The 16,750-nt window shown below is 67.9% G+C and carries 15 protein-coding genes and 1 tRNA gene; 12 read left to right on the top strand and 4 right to left on the bottom strand.

Annotated elements, in window-relative coordinates:
• Positions 1 to 2 precede the first annotated feature (2 nt).
• Entirely contained in the window at positions 3 to 812 is an 810-nt protein-coding gene (locus tag R2707_20790; protein ID MEZ5247539.1) for an undecaprenyl-diphosphate phosphatase, read from the top strand.
• Positions 813 to 815: 3 nt separating this feature from the next.
• On the opposite strand, the gene R2707_20795 is transcribed toward R2707_20790, so the two are convergent.
• Positions 816 to 1,349 carry an SAF domain-containing protein gene (locus tag R2707_20795; GenBank protein MEZ5247540.1) on the bottom strand — a complete coding sequence of 178 codons (534 nt, stop codon included), beginning with the start codon at positions 1,347 to 1,349 and terminating at the stop codon, positions 816 to 818.
• Positions 1,350 to 1,523: 174 nt separating this feature from the next.
• The gene (locus R2707_20800) at positions 1,524 to 1,844 is read right to left on the bottom strand and encodes an FmdB family zinc ribbon protein (protein ID MEZ5247541.1); all 321 of its coding nucleotides are present in this window, start codon (positions 1,842 to 1,844) and stop codon (positions 1,524 to 1,526) included.
• Positions 1,845 to 1,920: 76 nt separating this feature from the next.
• Here R2707_20800 and R2707_20805 point away from each other — a divergent pair, with 76 nt between their 5' ends.
• The 8 genes from R2707_20805 to R2707_20840 all read left to right on the top strand — a co-directional run bounded on the left by R2707_20805 (position 1,921) and on the right by R2707_20840 (position 7,762).
• Complete coding sequence (locus R2707_20805; protein MEZ5247542.1) at positions 1,921 to 2,520, top strand: glycerol-3-phosphate acyltransferase; 600 nt, start codon at positions 1,921 to 1,923, stop codon at positions 2,518 to 2,520.
• Between the two features lie 127 nt (positions 2,521 to 2,647).
• Positions 2,648 to 3,532 carry a UTP--glucose-1-phosphate uridylyltransferase gene (locus tag R2707_20810; GenBank protein ID MEZ5247543.1) on the top strand — a complete coding sequence of 295 codons (885 nt, stop codon included), beginning with the start codon at positions 2,648 to 2,650 and terminating at the stop codon, positions 3,530 to 3,532.
• Positions 3,533 to 3,627: 95 nt separating this feature from the next.
• The gene (locus tag R2707_20815) at positions 3,628 to 4,842 is read left to right on the top strand and encodes a molybdopterin molybdotransferase MoeA (protein MEZ5247544.1); all 1,215 of its coding nucleotides are present in this window, start codon (positions 3,628 to 3,630) and stop codon (positions 4,840 to 4,842) included.
• The gene (gene moaA / locus R2707_20820; protein MEZ5247545.1) at positions 4,839 to 5,822 is read left to right on the top strand and encodes a GTP 3',8-cyclase MoaA; all 984 of its coding nucleotides are present in this window, start codon (positions 4,839 to 4,841) and stop codon (positions 5,820 to 5,822) included. The genes R2707_20815 and moaA overlap by 4 nt, the downstream gene beginning before the upstream one ends.
• Positions 5,823 to 5,889: 67 nt before the next feature.
• Positions 5,890 to 6,381, top strand: coding sequence for a cyclic pyranopterin monophosphate synthase MoaC (gene moaC, locus R2707_20825; GenBank protein MEZ5247546.1), 492 nt, complete (start codon positions 5,890 to 5,892; stop codon positions 6,379 to 6,381).
• 150 nt (positions 6,382 to 6,531) lie between these two features.
• Positions 6,532 to 6,987 carry a hypothetical protein gene (locus tag R2707_20830; GenBank protein ID MEZ5247547.1) on the top strand — a complete coding sequence of 152 codons (456 nt, stop codon included), beginning with the start codon at positions 6,532 to 6,534 and terminating at the stop codon, positions 6,985 to 6,987.
• Positions 6,988 to 7,027: 40 nt separating this feature from the next.
• Positions 7,028 to 7,100: transfer RNA gene (locus R2707_20835), tRNA-Ala, on the top strand.
• 110 nt (positions 7,101 to 7,210) lie between these two features.
• The gene (locus R2707_20840; protein ID MEZ5247548.1) at positions 7,211 to 7,762 is read left to right on the top strand and encodes an NAD(P)H-dependent oxidoreductase; all 552 of its coding nucleotides are present in this window, start codon (positions 7,211 to 7,213) and stop codon (positions 7,760 to 7,762) included.
• Here R2707_20840 and R2707_20845 read toward each other — a convergent pair.
• Positions 7,737 to 8,264 (bottom strand): NAD(P)H-dependent oxidoreductase, encoded by a 528-nt coding sequence (locus tag R2707_20845; protein ID MEZ5247549.1) that lies wholly within the window; start codon positions 8,262 to 8,264, stop codon positions 7,737 to 7,739. The two genes, R2707_20840 and R2707_20845, sit on opposite strands and share 26 nt — an antisense overlap.
• A gap of 165 nt (positions 8,265 to 8,429) precedes the next feature.
• Complete coding sequence (locus R2707_20850; protein ID MEZ5247550.1) at positions 8,430 to 10,037, bottom strand: hypothetical protein; 1,608 nt, start codon at positions 10,035 to 10,037, stop codon at positions 8,430 to 8,432.
• Between the two features lie 173 nt (positions 10,038 to 10,210).
• On the opposite strand from R2707_20850, the gene R2707_20855 reads away from it, so the two are divergent.
• From R2707_20855 to R2707_20865, 3 genes are all read left to right on the top strand, one after another.
• Positions 10,211 to 12,421, top strand: a complete 2,211-nt coding sequence (locus R2707_20855; protein MEZ5247551.1) for an ATP-binding protein — start codon at positions 10,211 to 10,213, stop codon at positions 12,419 to 12,421.
• Positions 12,418 to 15,267 (top strand): ATP-binding cassette domain-containing protein, encoded by a 2,850-nt coding sequence (locus R2707_20860; GenBank protein MEZ5247552.1) that lies wholly within the window; start codon positions 12,418 to 12,420, stop codon positions 15,265 to 15,267. The genes R2707_20855 and R2707_20860 overlap by 4 nt, the downstream gene beginning before the upstream one ends.
• An 86-nt stretch (positions 15,268 to 15,353) precedes the next feature.
• Positions 15,354 to 16,736: an AAA family ATPase gene (locus tag R2707_20865; GenBank protein MEZ5247553.1), complete on the top strand. Its 1,383-nt coding sequence runs from the start codon at positions 15,354 to 15,356 to the stop codon at positions 16,734 to 16,736.
• Positions 16,737 to 16,750: the final 14 nt, after the last annotated feature.

The following is a 16,750-nucleotide window of genomic DNA, read 5'->3' on the forward strand; positions in this document are numbered from 1 at the left end:
CCGTGGAGATCCTGCATGCGATCGTCCTGGGCATCGTCCAGGGGCTCTCGGAATTCCTGCCGATCTCGTCGAGCGGCCATCTCGAGCTGACCCGCTGGCTGTTCGGTTGGGACGACCTGACCCCCGAGTTGGAGACCTCGTTCGACGTGGCCGTGCACATGGGCACCCTGCTCGGCGCCATCGCGTACCTGCGCAAGGATGTCGTGAAGTACCTGCTGGCAGGCTTCGCTCCCCTCCGGGGCGGCACGCTCGGTACCGACGGCCGGATCGCCTGGTTCCTGGTGGCCTCTGCGGTTCCGGCCGGGATCACCGGCGTCGTGCTGAAGGACCAGATCGCCGATCTCGACAGCATCGCCATGATCGCCGTCATGCTGATCGTCTTCGGCGTGTTGCTGTTCATCGCCGACCGGCTCCCCGAACGCCGACCGCTCGACGACTTCACGCTGCGCGACGCGCTCATGATGGGCGTGGGCCAGGCGCTCGCCCTCCAGCCCGGCGTCTCACGTTCCGGCGCGACGCTGACGGTGTCGCGCTTCGTCGGGTTCGAACGGGATGCCGCGGCTCGTCTCGTGTTCTTGATGAGCCTGCCGGTCATCGCCGGCGCCGGAGTCTTCTCACTGCTCGACGCCCGGATCCCGAGCGACTTCTGGCCGCCCTTCCTGTGGGGCATGGCGGCATCGGCCGTCACCGGCTGGCTCGCGGTCTGGGGAACGCTGCAACTGGTGCGGACCCGGACCTTCCGGCCGTTCGTGATCTATCGCATCGTGGCCGGCCTGGCCGTGCTCGTGATCCTCTCGACGAGCTGGCGCTGATCCTCACCCGGTCACGACCGGCACCACATCGCCGGTGGTGAACGCCCGGATCACCGCCGGAAGGTCACCGTCGTCGACGGCGACCACCGGCACGCGGTCATCGGTGACGTCGACGACCACGGCACCGGCGGCGACCAGGTCGCCGTCGAGGAGGCCGTAGAGGTCGACCCGGTCCCCGACCTCGAGGTGGGGGGCAGCGGACGAGAGTGCGACAGCGCCGCGACCCGACCCGAGGTGTGAACCGTCGGACGCCTCGTCGACGCCGTCCACGCGGCCGGCCCGCACGATCTCTCCCTCGCCGACAGAGTCGAGCAGGCGACCTCCGACGGGCGCCACCGTGACCGCGTCGGCCGGTAACGCGGCAGGGGGCAGCAGCCGGGTGACCAGGTCGCTCTCAGCGAGCACGTGGCCCGATTCGAGATCGGTCACGACGGTCCACGCGGCGACGTGGGGTCCCCACTCGGCCCGCAGCCGAGCGGCAGCCTGGTGTTCGGCACGAAGCGCGACCAATGACGCGAGGATCAGGAGCGCGGCCACGATCGGACGTGTGCGGCGATCGTGGCGCAGCGACCTGAGCGGTGCCCTTGCCCTCGTCGGAAACCTCGGTGCGCGGGTCGGTCGACTCGGGCTCGCGGTCGGTCGGGTCTTCACGGGCGGCACGTCCTCGGTTGCTCGAAACGGGGAAGTGCGGTGCGGGTGGACCCGCGAAGGTCAGTCGGTGCCGGGTTTCGTCGCGCTGCTCGAGCTCGACGAATCGGTCTTCGGTGTTTCCTTCGGCTTCTCCGTCGCCGTCTTCTCGGCGGACGGTTTCTCGGCGGCCGGCTTCGCGGAGCTTCCGTGGTCGTTCTTGTAGAAGCCCTCGCCCTTGAACGAGATGCCGACCTTGCTGAAGACCTTCTTGACCGACGCGCCGCAGGTCGCGGTCTCGCCTTCGTGCACCTGGGGGCACTCGGTCAGCGCGTCGTCGGAAAACGACTGCCACAACTCGAACATCTCACCGGTGCGTTCACATCGATAGTCGTAAGTGGGCACGGCAACGAAGGATACCGACCGGCCACGAACAGGACACCCTGGCCACCACGGAGCCGCATGCGCGTACGATGTGCGGGTGCTCCTCGCGGTCGTCTTGGTCATCGGTGCCTACGTCATCGGCATGTTCCCCACTGCACACATCGTCGGACGCCGCATGGGGGTCAACCCGACCACCCAGGGCTCGGGAAACCCGGGCGCGAGCAACGTCTACCGCCTCGGCGGCAGGAAGGCCGGCGTGATCGTCGGCATGATCGACATGCTGAAGGGTGCGATTCCCGCGGCGATCGCCCTCCTCGTGGCCGGTATGCCCGAGGCGCACGCCGTCTGGGTTGCGGCGGTGGCCGGGCACGTGTGGCCGGTCACCCGTGGATCTCGCGGTGGGAAGGGTGTGGCCACCGCCGGCGGCGCCGGACTGGTCATCAACCCCTTGATCGGTCTCGCCTGCGCCGGGGTGTTCCTCGTCCTGGTCAAGGTCGCACGAATCGCGGCGCTCGGTTCGTTGGGAATCGCGCTGTCGTATCCGGTCATCGCTGCGCTCGTCGGTCGTCCCGGCTACGAGGTGGCCGTGTCGGCCGGCGTGGCATCGATCCTCGTGATCCGGCACCAGTCGAACATCCGGAGGATGCTCCGCCGAGACGAGAACCGGATCGACGAGTCGGGCACCGCGGCCGCGTAGGCGCAGGCTCAATTCCGGGGCCCCGAGGCCGATGTGAAGTCGGTCCCCCGGTGGTGCTCGTGAGAGCCGACGTCGTAGCGTTGCATCGGGTGGGAAACCGGACGTCATCTCAGAACTGAGCAGTCACATGGGCAAGAGAGTTCGCACCGCTGTCATCCCCGCCGCCGGCCTCGGCACGAGGTTCCTTCCTGCGACGAAGTCACAGCCGAAGGAGATGCTCACCGTGGTCGATCGGCCGGCCATCCAGTGGGTCGTCGAGGAGGCGGTGGCCGCCGGCATCGACGACGTGCTGATCATCACCAGCCCGACCAAGAAGGGGGTCGAGGACCACTTCGACCGCATGGCCGAACTCGAGAACCTCCTCGAGGCCAAGGGCAAGACCGAGATGCTCGCGAGCGTCCGGCGGATCACGGAGATGGCGACGTTCCACTTCACCCGTCAGGGCGCGCCGCTCGGCCTCGGCCACGCGGTCTCGATGGCGGCTCGCCACGTGCGGGACGAGCCGTTCGCCGTGCTGCTCCCCGACGAATTGCTCCCCGACGGTGGGGTCACCCTGCGTCGCATGATCGACGAGTGCGAGTCCTCCGGGTCCTCGGTCATCTCCCTGTTCGAGGTCGACGGACCGGACATCTCCAACTACGGCTGCGCCGGGTACTCGAGCCGCGACGGTGACGTGGTCGAGATCGACTCGATCGTCGAGAAGCCCGCCTTCGAGGATGCGCCGTCGAACCTCAAGGTGACGGGACGCTACGTCTTCACGCCCGAGATCTTCGACCGGCTCGCCCGCACCGAGCCGGGCAAGGGTGGGGAGATCCAGCTGACCGACGCCATGGCCATGCTCATCGGCGACCCGGGTCTCCGCGGGCTCGTCATCAAGGACGCCGGCTACGACGCCGGTCAGAAGCTCGACTGGCTGCGGGCCAACATCGAGCTCTCCTTGAACGATCCGGGCAGCGGCGCCCAGGTGGCCGAGATGCTGAAGGCGATCATGCGTGCACGCGGTCTCGTCTGAACCGTGTCGTCTGACTCGTCTCGTCTGAGCCGTTTCGGCGGCACGATCGGGGCGGCCCGGTCGTAAGCCCGGGCCGGGTCTGGCACGCTGTCGCCATGATCTCGCTCGACGAAGCCCGGTCCCACGTCCTCGACCGTGTGGCGCCCGGCGTCCCCCGGTCGGTCCTGCTCGCCGATGCCGCGGGGTTGGTGCTCGCCGCCGACGTGACCGCCGCGGAGGCCGTCCCGCCCTTCGACAACACGGCGATGGACGGGTTCGCCGTCGTCGCCCGCGACACCGATGCCGCGCCGGTGGTGCTCGACGTGGTCGGCACCGTCGCGGCGGGTTCGGCGGCGCACGAGCCGATGGGTCCGGGGCAGGCGATGCGGATCATGACCGGTGCGCCGATGCCCCCCGGGGCCGATGCCGTTGTGATGGTCGAGCGGACGAACTACGACGAGGCGAACGGGCGAGTCGAAGTGGAGATCACGGTCCCACCCGGGAATCACGTTCGGGCCGCGGGTGAGGACGTGCGTCCGGGTGACCTGCTGTACCCGGCGGGTACGTGCTTGACCGCCGGCCACCTCGGGGTGTTGGCGAGCGTGGGCATCGGCGAGGTCGACGTCGTGCCCCGGCCCGTCGTCGGGGTGCTGTCGACGGGCGACGAACTCGTCGACGACGGCGGTCCGTTGCGGCCCGGGCAGATCCGCGATTCGAATCGCCGCACGCTGTTGACGCTGCTGCGCGAATCGGGCTTCGACGCCGTCGACCTCGGGCTGGTCCGAGACGACGAGGCCGCGATCGAGGCGGTGTTCCTCGACGGTGCTGCCCGCTGCGATGCCGTGCTGTCCTCGGGTGGCGTGTCGATGGGGGCGTTCGACTACGTGAAGGTCGTCCTCGACCGGATCGGCGACATGCGGTGGATGCAGATCGCCATCAAGCCGGCCAAGCCGTTCGCGTTCGGCCTCGTGGCCGACACCCCGATCTTCGGACTTCCGGGAAACCCGGTGTCGTCGATGGTCAGCTTCGAGCTCTTCGCCCGACCGGCGTTGCGGCGAATGGCCGGTCAGTCGGTCCTGCACCGTCCGACCCGCCGGGCGATCAGCGTCGACCCGTTGGGACGCCACGACGACGGCAAGACGCACTTCCTGCGGGTCGACGGCGGACCCGACGAAACGGGCCGTTGGCACGTGCACAAGCTCGGTGGCCAGGGGTCGCACCAGCTCACCGCGATGGCCGGTGCCACCGCCCTCGCGGTCGTGCCCGACGGGATCGACGTCGGGGCCGGCGATGAGGTCGAGATCATCCCGCTCGGTACTCTGGACACATGACGACGCAGCTGATCGACGGGTTCGGCCGGGTCCACCGCGACCTGCGCATCTCCGTCACCGATCGCTGCAACTTCCGGTGCGCCTACTGCATGCCCGAGGAGGGGATGGAGTGGCAGCGTCGTGAAGACCTCCTGACCTTCGAGGAGATCGAGCGGGTGGCCCGCATCATGGTCGAGCGCTACGGCGTCGACGGGATCCGCCTCACCGGCGGCGAACCCACGGTGCGGGCCAAGCTGCCGGTTCTCGTCGAGAAGCTCGCCGCCCTCGGGGTCGATCTGGCGATGACCACCAACGGCGTCAGCATGCCGCTCCTCGCCCGCGAGCTGAAGACGGCCGGGTTGGGCCGCGTCAACATCTCTCTCGACTCGCTGCGGGCCGATCGGTTCGAGGAGCTGACCCGCCGCGACGAACTCGATCGGGTGCTCGAGGGCATCGAGGCGGCCCAGGACGCCGGGTTCGATCCGGTCAAGGTCAATGTCGTCGTGATGAAGGGCATCAACGACGATGAGGTGCTCGACTTCGCCCGCTTCGGTCGAGACCGCGGCGTGATCGTGCGCTTCATCGAGTTCATGCCGCTCGACGCCGACGAGGTCTGGAACATCGACCGTGTCCTGACACAGGACGAGATCCTGGCCACCCTGCGCACCGAGTTCGACCTCGAGCCGATCGAACGCACATCGGCCCCCGCCACGCGGTGGCGCCATGTCGACGGTGGGGGAGAGATCGGCGTGGTGGCGAGCGTGAGCCAGTCGTTCTGCGACAGCTGCGATCGCGTGCGCATCACCGCCGACGGCCAGTTCCGCAACTGCCTCTTCGCCACCGACGAAACCGATGTGCGCAGCCTCTTGCGAGACGGCTCGTCCGACGACGTCGTTGCCGACGCGCTGGCGCGGTCGGTCGCGTCCAAGTGGGCCGGGCACCGGATCAACCAGGTCCACTTCATCCGTCCCCGACGATCGATGTCGGAGATCGGCGGCTGACGGGAACCCTGAGTTCCGGCGGGCGCCGGAACTCCCTGCGCAGGAGATGGGGCAATAGACTCCCGGGATGTCCGACAGCAGCGATCACGGCTTCACGCACCTCGACCCGCTGGGTCGCGCTCGGATGGTCGACGTGACCCCGAAGGAGCCGACCCACCGGAGAGCGATCGCTCGCGGCCGCGTGACGATGACCCCCGAGACCGCGTCTGCGGTCGCCCAGGGTGCGATCAAGAAGGGCGATGTCCTCGCCGTGGCTCGGGTCGCCGGCATCCAGGCGGCCAAACGAACCTCAGACCTCGTGCCGTTGTGTCACCCCCTTCTGGTGGGTGCGGTCAACGTCAATTTCGAGATCCTCGACGAGAGCATCGAGATCGAGGCGTCGGTCGAGACCGTCGACCGGACCGGCGTCGAGATGGAAGCGCTCACCGCCTGCAGCGTCGCCGCGCTGACCGTCTACGACATGTGCAAGTCGAAGGACCGCAGCATGGTCATCGGAGAGATCGCCCTGTGGGAGAAGACCGGCGGTCGCAGCGGTCACTACAAACGCGCCGTCGACTGAAACGGTCGAGCGGCTCGGATGTGACGTTCGTCGCCCGGTGATTGTCTTCGCGTTGCGTTCGTAGTAGAACCGTAACGTGGAGTACGGGCCCCTACCGGGGTCCTCATTCCGGTGCACCGCCGCACCGCACCCTGGAGGAGACCTCATCCGATGAAGGAGTCAATCGTTCTCCTGATTCTCGGCGCCTGTTGGGCCGGCTATCTCGGCTGGTACTGGCGTGAGAACAAGAAGACGTCTCATCACCGCTCCGACGGCATCCGTGCCTTCTCGAGCGGTCTCGGTTCGCTGGGCGGTTCCGCGGCTCGCGCCTCGGCCTTCAGCCCGTCGGTGCCCACACTGGCGCCACGAACTGCGCACGAGGCGGCTCGTCGCCGTCGTGAGGTGCTGGTCGCGCTCGTCGTCGCCGCAGTCCTCACCTTCTTCGCCGCGGTCGCCATCGGTGGCGTCGCGGTGTTGGTGCACGTGGTCGTCGACCTTGCCCTCGCCGCCTACGGCTATGCCGTGGTCCAGCGCCGCAACGACGAGGCGGAGCGCGACATGAAGGTCCACATGCTCTACCCCGAGCCTGCGGCGGCCCCTCGGCCGCGACACGTCGTCAACGGCTGAGTCGAATCGCCGTACGAGCCGCTACCATGGCGGCTCCCACGGGGGTGTAGCTCAGTTGGTAGAGCGCCTCGGTCGCATCGAGGAGGCCAGGGGTTCAACTCCCCTCACCTCCACCCCGTGAAGTCTCAGGCCAAGGGTCCGCCCGGCCTGAGACTTTCCCGTTTTGGGTGCGCCGTCATCAGCCCGTCGGGACTTCGCCCGTCACTACGGCAGACTGAGCGGGATGCGGGTGCTGCTGATCGACGGCTTCGAAGGCGACGATCCGATCGTGGCTGCTGCCGTCGACACACTCGGCGATGCCGGGCACCAGGTGCGGACGCTCGATCTCGCTCGCATCGGTTTCGCGGTCGCGATGTCGACGGCCGAGCGGCGGGCATACGACGAAGAGGGCGCGAACCTGCTGTCGCCGGAGACCCGCGACGCCGCCGAGCTTCTCCGCTGGGCCGAGGCTCTCTTGTTCTGTTGCCCCACCGTCGCCCATTCGGTGCCGGCCAGGGTCAAGGGGTTCCTCGACCGGGTCCTGGTTCCCGGTGTCGCCTTCACGTTCGACGAGAAGGGCGAGTTCGTGCCCACGTTGCGTCACATCCAACGGCTGGGGCTCATCACGCGAGTACCCCACGGTCGTCTGACCACGGCCCGGTCCCGCGACGGCGCCCGCCGATCGATTCTGTGGACCGTGCGACTCAACTGCGCCCGGACGTGTCGACGGACCTACGTGCGCCTCGCACCGGCCGACGATGTCGGATCGATCATCTCGAGCCTCCGACGATGGTGAGCCGGACCTCGCGCCGCACCCGGTCGAGGAACGCCCGCAGCTCGGCGTCGCTGGAGCGCTCGATCCCGTAGAAGGCGACCCAGTCCGTGGTCACGTCGGGGTGGCACAGTCGAGCCAGCACCCGGGTCACGAGGTGGCGTCCCGGCTCGCCCTGGAGACGGTTCACCAGCTTCGACGAGCCGTGGGTGGTGACGGCGGCGAGGTGGGTGACGTCGGCGAGCGGGGAGCGGGTCGACGCGACATCATCGTCGATCCAGGGCGCCAGCGTGCGCTGTATCCAGTCCAGCAGCACCGCCGGCTGCCCGCCCCACCAGGTGGGGTAGACGAGATGGAGGGCGGTGGTCCCGATCAGGTCGGCGGCCGTCGGACCGGGCTCGCGGCCGTCGCCCAGACGGGTCACGACGGGCTCGACGCCGCCGTCGCGGACGCCGGCGACCACGGCGTCGAGCAACACCCCGCTGAAGCTCTCGGGCACCGGGTGGGCCTGGATCACGCGGATCATCGCGACTGCGGCCCGGGGTCGAAGCGGAACACTCCGGTGGTCATCAGGCCTCCTCGCGAATCCCCGGGTCGGGTCACGCTACCTTGCGTGGTCATGCCGGTCCCCGGACGCGAAGGATCCCGGCCGCAGGGCCGGGATCCCTCAGTCAGCTCGATTCGGCGTGGCTCAGCGCGGAGCCGGCCGGAAGTCGCCGCGACCGGTGATGCAGATCGGCTCGCCGTCGTCTCGCTGGAACGGCAGCGGCAGGTCGCACGGGAACGCGTAGTCGAGCGTCTGAATGGCGTCGGCCGACTGGGTCTTGCCCGGCACGATCGACGCCGGCGTGAGGCCGTTGTTGTCGATCGGGCCCAGGCTTGCCAACGACGCCTGGATGTCGGCGATCGTCGGGTTGTCGCCGGCGTGGTAGATCGCACGGGCCATGACCTTCACGATGCTGCACACGCTGCCCACCATGCCGTAGGCCACGTCCTCGGCGTCGTCGAACTTGTGCGACGCCCCGCTCGGGCTGTTCTCCGCGTAGACGCGGTTGCACTCCTCGGCGAACGGGTTGGGCTGGAAGTCGTCCCGCCGGAAGTCGCCGGTGGTGCGGAAGTCGACGATGATCGCGCCGTTGTAGAGCGCCCCGGCATCGGGGTTGTTGGCGATCTGGCTCGATGTCAGCTCGCCCGCCTGGCTGTTGAAGTCGGAGGCGTAGAACTGGACGTCGCCGGGCTGGAAACCTCGGGTGACCATCTCGTTGATGTAGCCGGGCGCCGAAACGATGTTGAGGACGTTGAAGAAGACGTCGACCTCACCGTCGATCATGTTCTGGACCGACTCCGGGACGCCGCCGGTACACACCGTGCTCCCGCCGCAGTCGAGCTGGTCGAAGACCACATCGAAGCCGGCGTCGAGGAGCGGCTGGACGAGCCCTGCTTCGACGGCCTCGTACTGACCCGGGGTGCTCGGGGCGGCCACGCCGGGCTTCTTGCCCTCGAGCGCACCGCTGTCGAGAAGGTCGGTGACGAGGAATCGCAGGCTCTCCTCGAGGGTCGGCGACAGGGAGATCAGCCGGTCTTCACCGCGGGCCATGAACTCCTCGGTCTGGCCCTGGGTCGAGATGAACGCGGTGTTCTGCTCTTCGACGATGCAGAGGTTGGCGCCGCCCTGGAACCCCGTGCTGTTCATGATGATCGTCGAGTCGAAGTCCTCGGTCAGCGCGAGGCAGGCCCGGTTCCGGCTGGCCTCGACGTCGGCGCCGAGCAGGTCGGCCTCGGCGTATCCGAGATTGATCTGGCGACCCCGGATGCCGCCACATTCGGTGTTGATGTAGTCGACGAAGACCTCGAACATTTCCTTCGTGTCGCCGACCGGGATACCGAAGCCGATCTCGACGGCGTCCTCGAGACGGCTGCGGAGATGGCCGACGTTGATCTGGTCGGCAGTGATGCCGGGGTCGGTGTCGACCCGGTCGGCTGCAGCATCGTGGGCGACGCACACGGAGCCCATCTGGGCGAAGGGGTCGTCGCCGCGGTCGAAGGTCTGCTGGAATTCGGCGAAGATGCCACCGCGGGGATCCTCGTAGATGTTGGCCTCCCCGTCGCTCGGCGTGCTGTCGTCGGGTGTGCTGTCGGGGGTGCTGTCGTCGGGGGTGCTGTCAGGGGTGCTGTCGTCCGGCGTCGAATCGCTGGTGTCGACGTCGTCGCTCTCGGAGCTGGTCTCGCCGCCGCAGGCGGCGGCGAGGAAGGTGAACGACAGCAATACCGCGAGCCATCGAAGCGATCGGTGTTTCATGAGGATCCTCCAGGGTCCGGCCGTTCCCCTGAACGGCCCGGGCAAGTTTCGTGCCCGCACCACAGTGACACAAGTCACCGGGCGACACCGCATGCGCGCAGTCGGCCCGTCTGGCGTTGGTCCGGGCCACCGACCAGACTGTCGCACTCACGACGGCAGACTCCGGGGGACGCATGACGGGCGAGGCACACGACGGCGAGGTTGCGGGGGCGGCTGCATCGCTCGCGGCCGCGGTGCTCGAAGAGGAGGCGAAGCGTCAGGACGCCCAAGCCGCTCGTGATGCCGCAGTGCTGCTCCCGGATGATCTCCTCCCCGGCGTCGGCGATGATCCGATGACCCTGCGGGAGGCGATGAGGATCGGCGGCAAGACGACGGTCGTCCTCTTGTTCTTCCTGAACTTCATCGACGATCTTCCTCGTGCGATCCGGGTGATCGGTCCCGACATCCAGGACTCGCTCAAGATCTCCGACACCGTCCTCGCCGGTGTGCTCGGCTTCGGTGGCGTCGCCCTCGTGCTCGGGGCGGTGCCGATGGCGGCGCTCGCCGACCGTGTCACCCGGGTGCGCATCATTCCGATCGCGTCATTCTTCTGGGCGGCGACGCTCGCCCTCTCGGGCTTCATCGTCAACGCCTTCCAGTTGTTCTGGACGAACGCGGCCACCGGGTTCGGTCAGGCGTACCGGATCCCGGTGTCGAACTCGCTGCTGACCGACGCCTATCCGATCCCGTCCCGTTCGCGGGTGTTCGCCTTCGAGGGTCTCGGTCGGCCCCTCGGGCAGCTCCTCGGTCCGCTCACGATCGGGTTGATCGCGACCACTGCGGGCGGCGACGAGGGTTGGCGTTGGGCGTTCTACCTCCTCGCCATTCCGCCGGTGATCGTCGGAATCGCGTCGTTCACGATGAAGGAGCCGCGGCGCGGGCAGAACGAACAGTCCGCGCTGCTCACCGATGAGGCGGTCGACGTCGACGAACTCGAACCGTCGATGAGCACCGCCCTCGCTCGTCTGCGCAAGATCCGCACCTTCTACTTCTTCGCCACCGGCATCGGAGTGCTCGGGTTCGCCCTGATCGCGGTCCCGGGTCAGTTCAACCTCCTGCTCGACGACAAGTACGGACTCGACGCGCTCGACCGGGGCATCATCGAGGCGCTTCTCTGGGTCCCGTCGCTGATCGCCATCCCGCTGGCCGGTCGCGCGTTCGACAGGAAGTTCCGCGAGGACCCCGAGTCGATGGTGAAGCTCACCGGCGGTCTCATCGCGATGGCGGGGGTCATCTACCTGATCGCCCTTCCCATGAAGCCACTGTGGCTCCTCGTTCTCGGGATCGGTCTCGCCCAGGCGTGCATCTCGGCTGCGTTCATCGCCGCCCCGACGATCATCGCCGCAGTCGCGCCCTACCGGATCCGGGCCCAGGCGTTCGCCCTGCTGCCGGTCTTCATCTTCCTCATGGGCGGCTTCATCGGCGGCATCGTCGCCGGCCAGATCTCCGACGCCTACAACAACCGCACCGCGATGCTCCTGCTGGCGCCATGGACGGCGATGATCGGCGGCTGGCTGATCCGACGTGGGGCGTTCCACATCCGCCGCGACATCTCGCTGGCCGTCGAGGAACTGCTCGAGGAGCAGGAAGAGGCCCGAAAGATCGCTGCCGGTGAGGTCGTCCCCGCCCTCCAGGTCCGTAATCTCGACTTCAGCTACGGCCCCGTGCAGGTGCTCTTCGACGTGGAGATCGAGGTCGCCAAGGGCGAAGTCGTCGCTCTGCTCGGCACCAACGGCGCAGGCAAGTCGACGCTCCTCCGAGCGATCTCGGGCCTCGGCATCCCGGATCGTGGCGTGGTGCGGCTCAACGGCCGCACCATCACCTATGCCGAGGCCGAGACCCGGTTCCGCGTCGGCATCGTGCAGCTGCGCGGCGGCTCGGGCATCTTCCCGTCGCTCTCCATCGGGGAGAACCTCCGCGCCTCGCTCCTCGGTAGCAATGTCGAGTCCGACGATGCCGACCGTCGGGTGGCGACGGCGCTCGACATGTTCCCGGCGCTCCAGGGCCGACTCGGCGAACCCGCCGGCGATCTGTCCGGAGGGCAGCAGCAGATGCTCGCACTGGCGATGGCATTGCTTCACGAACCCGAGATCTTGATCATCGACGAGCTGAGCCTCGGTCTCGCCCCCGTCGTCGTGCAGGAGTTGCTGGCGGTCGTCGAGCGGCTCAAGGCCGAAGGGCAGACGATGATCATCGTCGAGCAGTCGCTCAACGTGGCGCTCGCGTTCGCCGATCGGGCGATCTTCATGGAGAAGGGGGTCGTGCGGTTCGAGGGTCCGGCCCGGGAGTTGGCCGAGCGCGACGACCTGGCCAGAGCCGTCTTCCTCGGAGGGGAGGGCGGATGATCGAACTCTTCGGCTTCGAGTTCGGCCAGCAGGATCTGGTCATCGGCCTCATCACCGGCCTGAGCTACGCGGCCCTCGCCGCAGGTTTCGTGCTCGTCTATCGCTCCACCGGGGTGTTGAACTTCGCGCACGGCGAGATCGGGTTCTTCGGACTCGCCCTCTTCGTGATGATGATCGTCAACTATGGCGTCAACTGGTGGTTGGCGTTCGCGGTCGCAGTGTTCGCCACCGCCTTCATCGGCATGGCGGTCGAACTCATCGTGGTGCGAAGACTCTTCGAATCACCGCGCCTGGTGCTGCTGATCGCGACGATCGGCGTCGCGCAGATCCTCACGCTGGCTCGGGTGGCGTGGATCCCCGACATCACGGCCGGTGGGCCGATCCCCACCGCCTTCGACATCAGCTGGAATCCGACCGATCACATCTCGCTCGCCTCTCGCGAACTCGTGGTGCTCCTGGTCGTACCGGTGCTGATCCTCCTGCTCGCCGTGTTCATGACGCGCACGAAGTTCGGTCTGGCCGTGCGGGCGTCGGCCGACAACGCCGACACGGCGCGGGTCTACGGCACCTCGCCGCGGCGCGTTTCCACCATCGTGTGGACCGTCGCTGCCGGCTTCGCCGCGGTCACCGCGATCGTCACCGCCCCCTTCACGGTGCTCAGTGCGGCCGCCGTCGACGACACGGGCAACCTCCTCGTCGAGCAACTGCTGCTGCGCGTGCTCGTGGTCTCGCTGCTGGCTCGGATGCGGTCGCTGCCCGGCGTGGTGGTGGCCGGTCTGGGTGTCGGCGTCGCCGAGAAGCTGGTACGCAGCAATGTCGACAACGCCGACATCGTCAACGCCTGGATGTTCGTCGCCGTGCTGGTGATCGTGATCTGGGTGGTCCGCGGTGAACGCCAGGACGGCTGGTCGCTCTCGCCGGCGAGCCGCCCGATCCCGGAACGACTCCGCAGCGTCTGGTGGGTGCGCAACATCAACGCGATCGGCCTGGCTCTCCTCTTCGCCGCCCTCGCCATGGTCCCGGTCTTCGTCACGACGTCGGGCGGCATCTCGGTGTGGACCCGGATCGTGCTGTTCGCGATGGTCGCACTGTCACTGTCGATCCTCACCGGGTGGGCCGGGCAGCTGTCGCTCGGCCAGTTCGCCTTCGTGGGTGTCGGAGCGCTCTCGACCGTTGCGTTCACGAAGGGCCACGACATCCCGATCCCCTTCGATCTGTTCGACCTGAGCATCGAGGCACCGTGGGGGATCGCGGTCATCTTGTCCGTGGGCCTCGGCGTGGTGATGGCGCTGCTGATCGGACTCCCGGCGCTTCGCGTGCGGGGGCTCTTCCTCGCGGTGACCACCCTGGCCTTCGCGGTGGCTGCCAGCTCGTGGCTCTTCGACCAGACCTTTTTCTCGGGAGGAACGAGCTTCCCCCGTCCGCCGTCTCCTCCGTCGTTCCTCGGGCTCGACTTCGGCGCCTCCCGGCGGAGCCTCTACCTCCTGTGCCTGACGGCGTTGATCGTGGTCTCGTGGATCGCGTCGAGAATCCGGGCGTCGGGTCTGGGTCGCACGATGATCGCCGTGCGAGACAACGAAGACATGGCGGCGGCCTCGACCGTGTCGCCGGCGCGGGCCAAGCTGTCCGCCTTCGCCATCTCCGGTGGCATCAGCGCGCTGGCCGGTTCGTTGTTCGTGATCTCGCAGGGATCGCTGTCGCCGGGCACCGACTTCGCGCCGGCCGAGTCGCTGCGAGTGATCGTGATGGCGATCATCGGTGGTCTCGGCTCCGTCGCCGGCCCGATCCTCGGTTCGTTGTGGATCCTGGGCATCAGCGAGGTGACCCCCGAACGCCTGCGCAACCTCCAGTCGCTGTTGACCTCCAACATCGGCCTCCTGGTGCTGTTGATGTACTTCCCCGGAGGTCTGCTCCAGCTCGTCCACGGTGCCCGCGACGCGCTGTTGCGCGTCGCCGACCGCCGCTACGAGGCTTCCGAGCGTGGCGCGGTCGTCCCGGCGACCCAGAAGGCGGTGCCGGTCCCGACGACGGGAGCGGTGCGAGCGGTGCTCGAGGGACCGGCGCTGTCGGTTCGCGGGGTGACCGTCCGCTTCGGCGGCAACGTCGCCGTCGACAACGTGTCGTTCGACGTCGCCCCCGGAGAACTGGTCGGGCTGATCGGTACGAACGGTGCAGGCAAGTCGACGCTGCTCAACGCAGTGAGCGGGTTCGTGCCCTCCGACGGCAAGGTCGAGGTGCTCGGCGTCGACGTCTCGAACCGCAGTGCCGCCGCCCGGCACACCGTGGGCCTCGGCCGGGGGTTCCAATCGGCGCGGCTCTATCCGGAGTTGACGGTGCGCGAAGCACTGATGGTCGCGCTCGAGGCACGGCAGCACTCGCTGTTGGTGCCGTCGATGTTCGGCATCCCGCCCTCGCCGTCGCACGAGCGGGCCAAGCGGTCGGATGCGTCGGAGATCATCGACTATCTCGGGCTCGGTCGCTACGCCGACCAGGTCATCGGAGCGCTGTCGACCGGCACGCGACGGATCGTGGAGCTCGGCTCCTTGTTGGCGGTCGACGCTCGGGTGCTGCTCCTCGATGAGCCCACCGGCGGTGTCGCCCAACGCGAGACCGAGGCATTCGGACCTCTCATCAAGAAGATCCAGGAGGAGCTCGACGCGTCGGTGGTGGTCATCGAGCACGACATGCCGCTGGTGATGTCGATCAGCGATCGCGTCTATTGCCTCGAGTCCGGCGCGGTGATCGCCGAGGGAACGCCCGATGAGGTACGGAACAACCCGCAGGTGATCGCGAGCTATCTGGGGACCGACGAACGGGCGATCCAACGGTCCAACGCAGGCGATTGATCCGCGCGAAAACCGTCAACTCGCCGCCGGGCTGACCGACAGGACAGGCACGAATCGAGAGGCGATGCGCCTCGAGGAGATCTGCTGTGTCATCAGTCGCGAACGATCCGGCACTTCGGCCGCCCAAGTCGCCCGAGGATCTCGGGGTGCCCTACGCGCTCGTGGCCGACCTGGTGCTGCGCCGCTGCCTCTTCGAGGGGAAGACGAACGTCACCGGACTCTCGAACGCGCTCGCGCTGAACGCCGGTCTGGTCGACAAGATCGTCCAGGAGCTGCGGGAGAAGAAGGAGATCGAGGTCCTCGGCATGGTGGGGCGTGACTACACGCTCGCCCTGACCGGCCTGGGTCAGGAGCACGCCACCGACCGCCTCGCTCAATCGCGCTACGCCGGCGCCTGTCCCGTGTCGCTCGAGCACTATCGCGCCGTCGTCGCCGCCCAGCGTCTGGCGGTCTACGTCAATCGCGAACGGCTGAAGACCGCGTTCTCCGATCTCGTCATCTCCGACGAGTTGCTCGACGAACTCGGCCCGGCTCTCAACGCCAACGGTGCCATGTTCCTCTACGGGCCCCCCGGTACCGGCAAGACGTCGATCGCCGAGCGGATCGTGCGGATCAGTCCGGACCATGTGCTCGTGCCGAAGGCGATCGAGGTCGACGGCCAGATCATCAGCGTGTTCGACTCGACGGTCCACTCGCCGGCCGAGAAGCAACCCGATGATCTCGATCCCCGTTGGATCCTCTGCAGCCGGCCCCGCGTCGTGGTCGGCGGAGAGCTGGTCGGTTCGATGCTCGATCTCACCTTCGACCAGACCAGCGGCATCTATCTCGCCCCGCTCCAGATGAAGGCGAACAACGGCGTGATGATCATCGACGACTTCGGTCGTCAGGTGCTCACGCCCGACCAACTCCTCAATCGCTGGATCGTGCCGCTCGATCGGCGTGTGGACTACCTCTCGCTCAACTACGGGGTCAGCTTCGAGGTGCCCTTCGACGTGAAGGTCGTCCTGTCGACCAACCTCGATCCCAGCGACCTGGGCGACGAAGCCTTCTTCCGTCGGATCCAGACCAAGATCTTCATCGGTTCGATCACCGAGGACGCCTTCGACTGGATCCTGGCTCGAGTCGCGCACGCCATGGGGGTCGGCTGCGATGGCGAGTCGGCGGCGTACCTGCGGATGCTGTGCATCGCCGAGGGCGGCGACCTGCGTCCGTACCTTCCGGCCGACGTCTGCAAGCTCGTGAAGGCCCTCGCCCTGTACGAGGGGATCGCTCCGGTTCTCGATCGCCACTCGATCGACCGCGTGCTGCGGCTCTACTACACGAAGGGTCTCGGCGGACCCGGCGGCTACGGCAAGTCGGCCGAGCCGGTCGATGTCGCCGAGATCGCGACAACACCGTCGGCCGCCGCTCCGGCCGCACCTGCGCAACCGGCACCGGCACCGGCACCGGCACAGGTCAGCACGTTCTAGTCCGGCCCCGGTCG

Source organism: Acidimicrobiales bacterium (assembly GCA_041394245.1).
Classification (GTDB): domain Bacteria; phylum Actinomycetota; class Acidimicrobiia; order Acidimicrobiales; family Aldehydirespiratoraceae; genus JAJRXC01.

What these genes read in the sequence shown, in the direction of transcription:
- R2707_20860 (MEZ5247552.1), top strand. Translation starts at nt 12,418, where the DNA reads ATGATCGAACTCTTCGGCTTCGAGTTCGGCCAGCAGGATCTGGTCATC.
- R2707_20815 (MEZ5247544.1), top strand. Translation starts at nt 3,628, where the DNA reads ATGATCTCGCTCGACGAAGCCCGGTCCCACGTCCTCGACCGTGTGGCG.
- R2707_20855 (MEZ5247551.1), top strand. Translation starts at nt 10,211, where the DNA reads ATGACGGGCGAGGCACACGACGGCGAGGTTGCGGGGGCGGCTGCATCG.
- R2707_20850 (MEZ5247550.1), bottom strand. Translation starts at nt 10,037, where the DNA reads ATGAAACACCGATCGCTTCGATGGCTCGCGGTATTGCTGTCGTTCACC.
- R2707_20830 (MEZ5247547.1), top strand. Translation starts at nt 6,532, where the DNA reads ATGAAGGAGTCAATCGTTCTCCTGATTCTCGGCGCCTGTTGGGCCGGC.
- R2707_20845 (MEZ5247549.1), bottom strand. Translation starts at nt 8,264, where the DNA reads ATGATCCGCGTGATCCAGGCCCACCCGGTGCCCGAGAGCTTCAGCGGG.
- R2707_20810 (MEZ5247543.1), top strand. Translation starts at nt 2,648, where the DNA reads ATGGGCAAGAGAGTTCGCACCGCTGTCATCCCCGCCGCCGGCCTCGGC.
- moaC (MEZ5247546.1), top strand. Translation starts at nt 5,890, where the DNA reads ATGTCCGACAGCAGCGATCACGGCTTCACGCACCTCGACCCGCTGGGT.
- moaA (MEZ5247545.1), top strand. Translation starts at nt 4,839, where the DNA reads ATGACGACGCAGCTGATCGACGGGTTCGGCCGGGTCCACCGCGACCTG.
- R2707_20840 (MEZ5247548.1), top strand. Translation starts at nt 7,211, where the DNA reads ATGCGGGTGCTGCTGATCGACGGCTTCGAAGGCGACGATCCGATCGTG.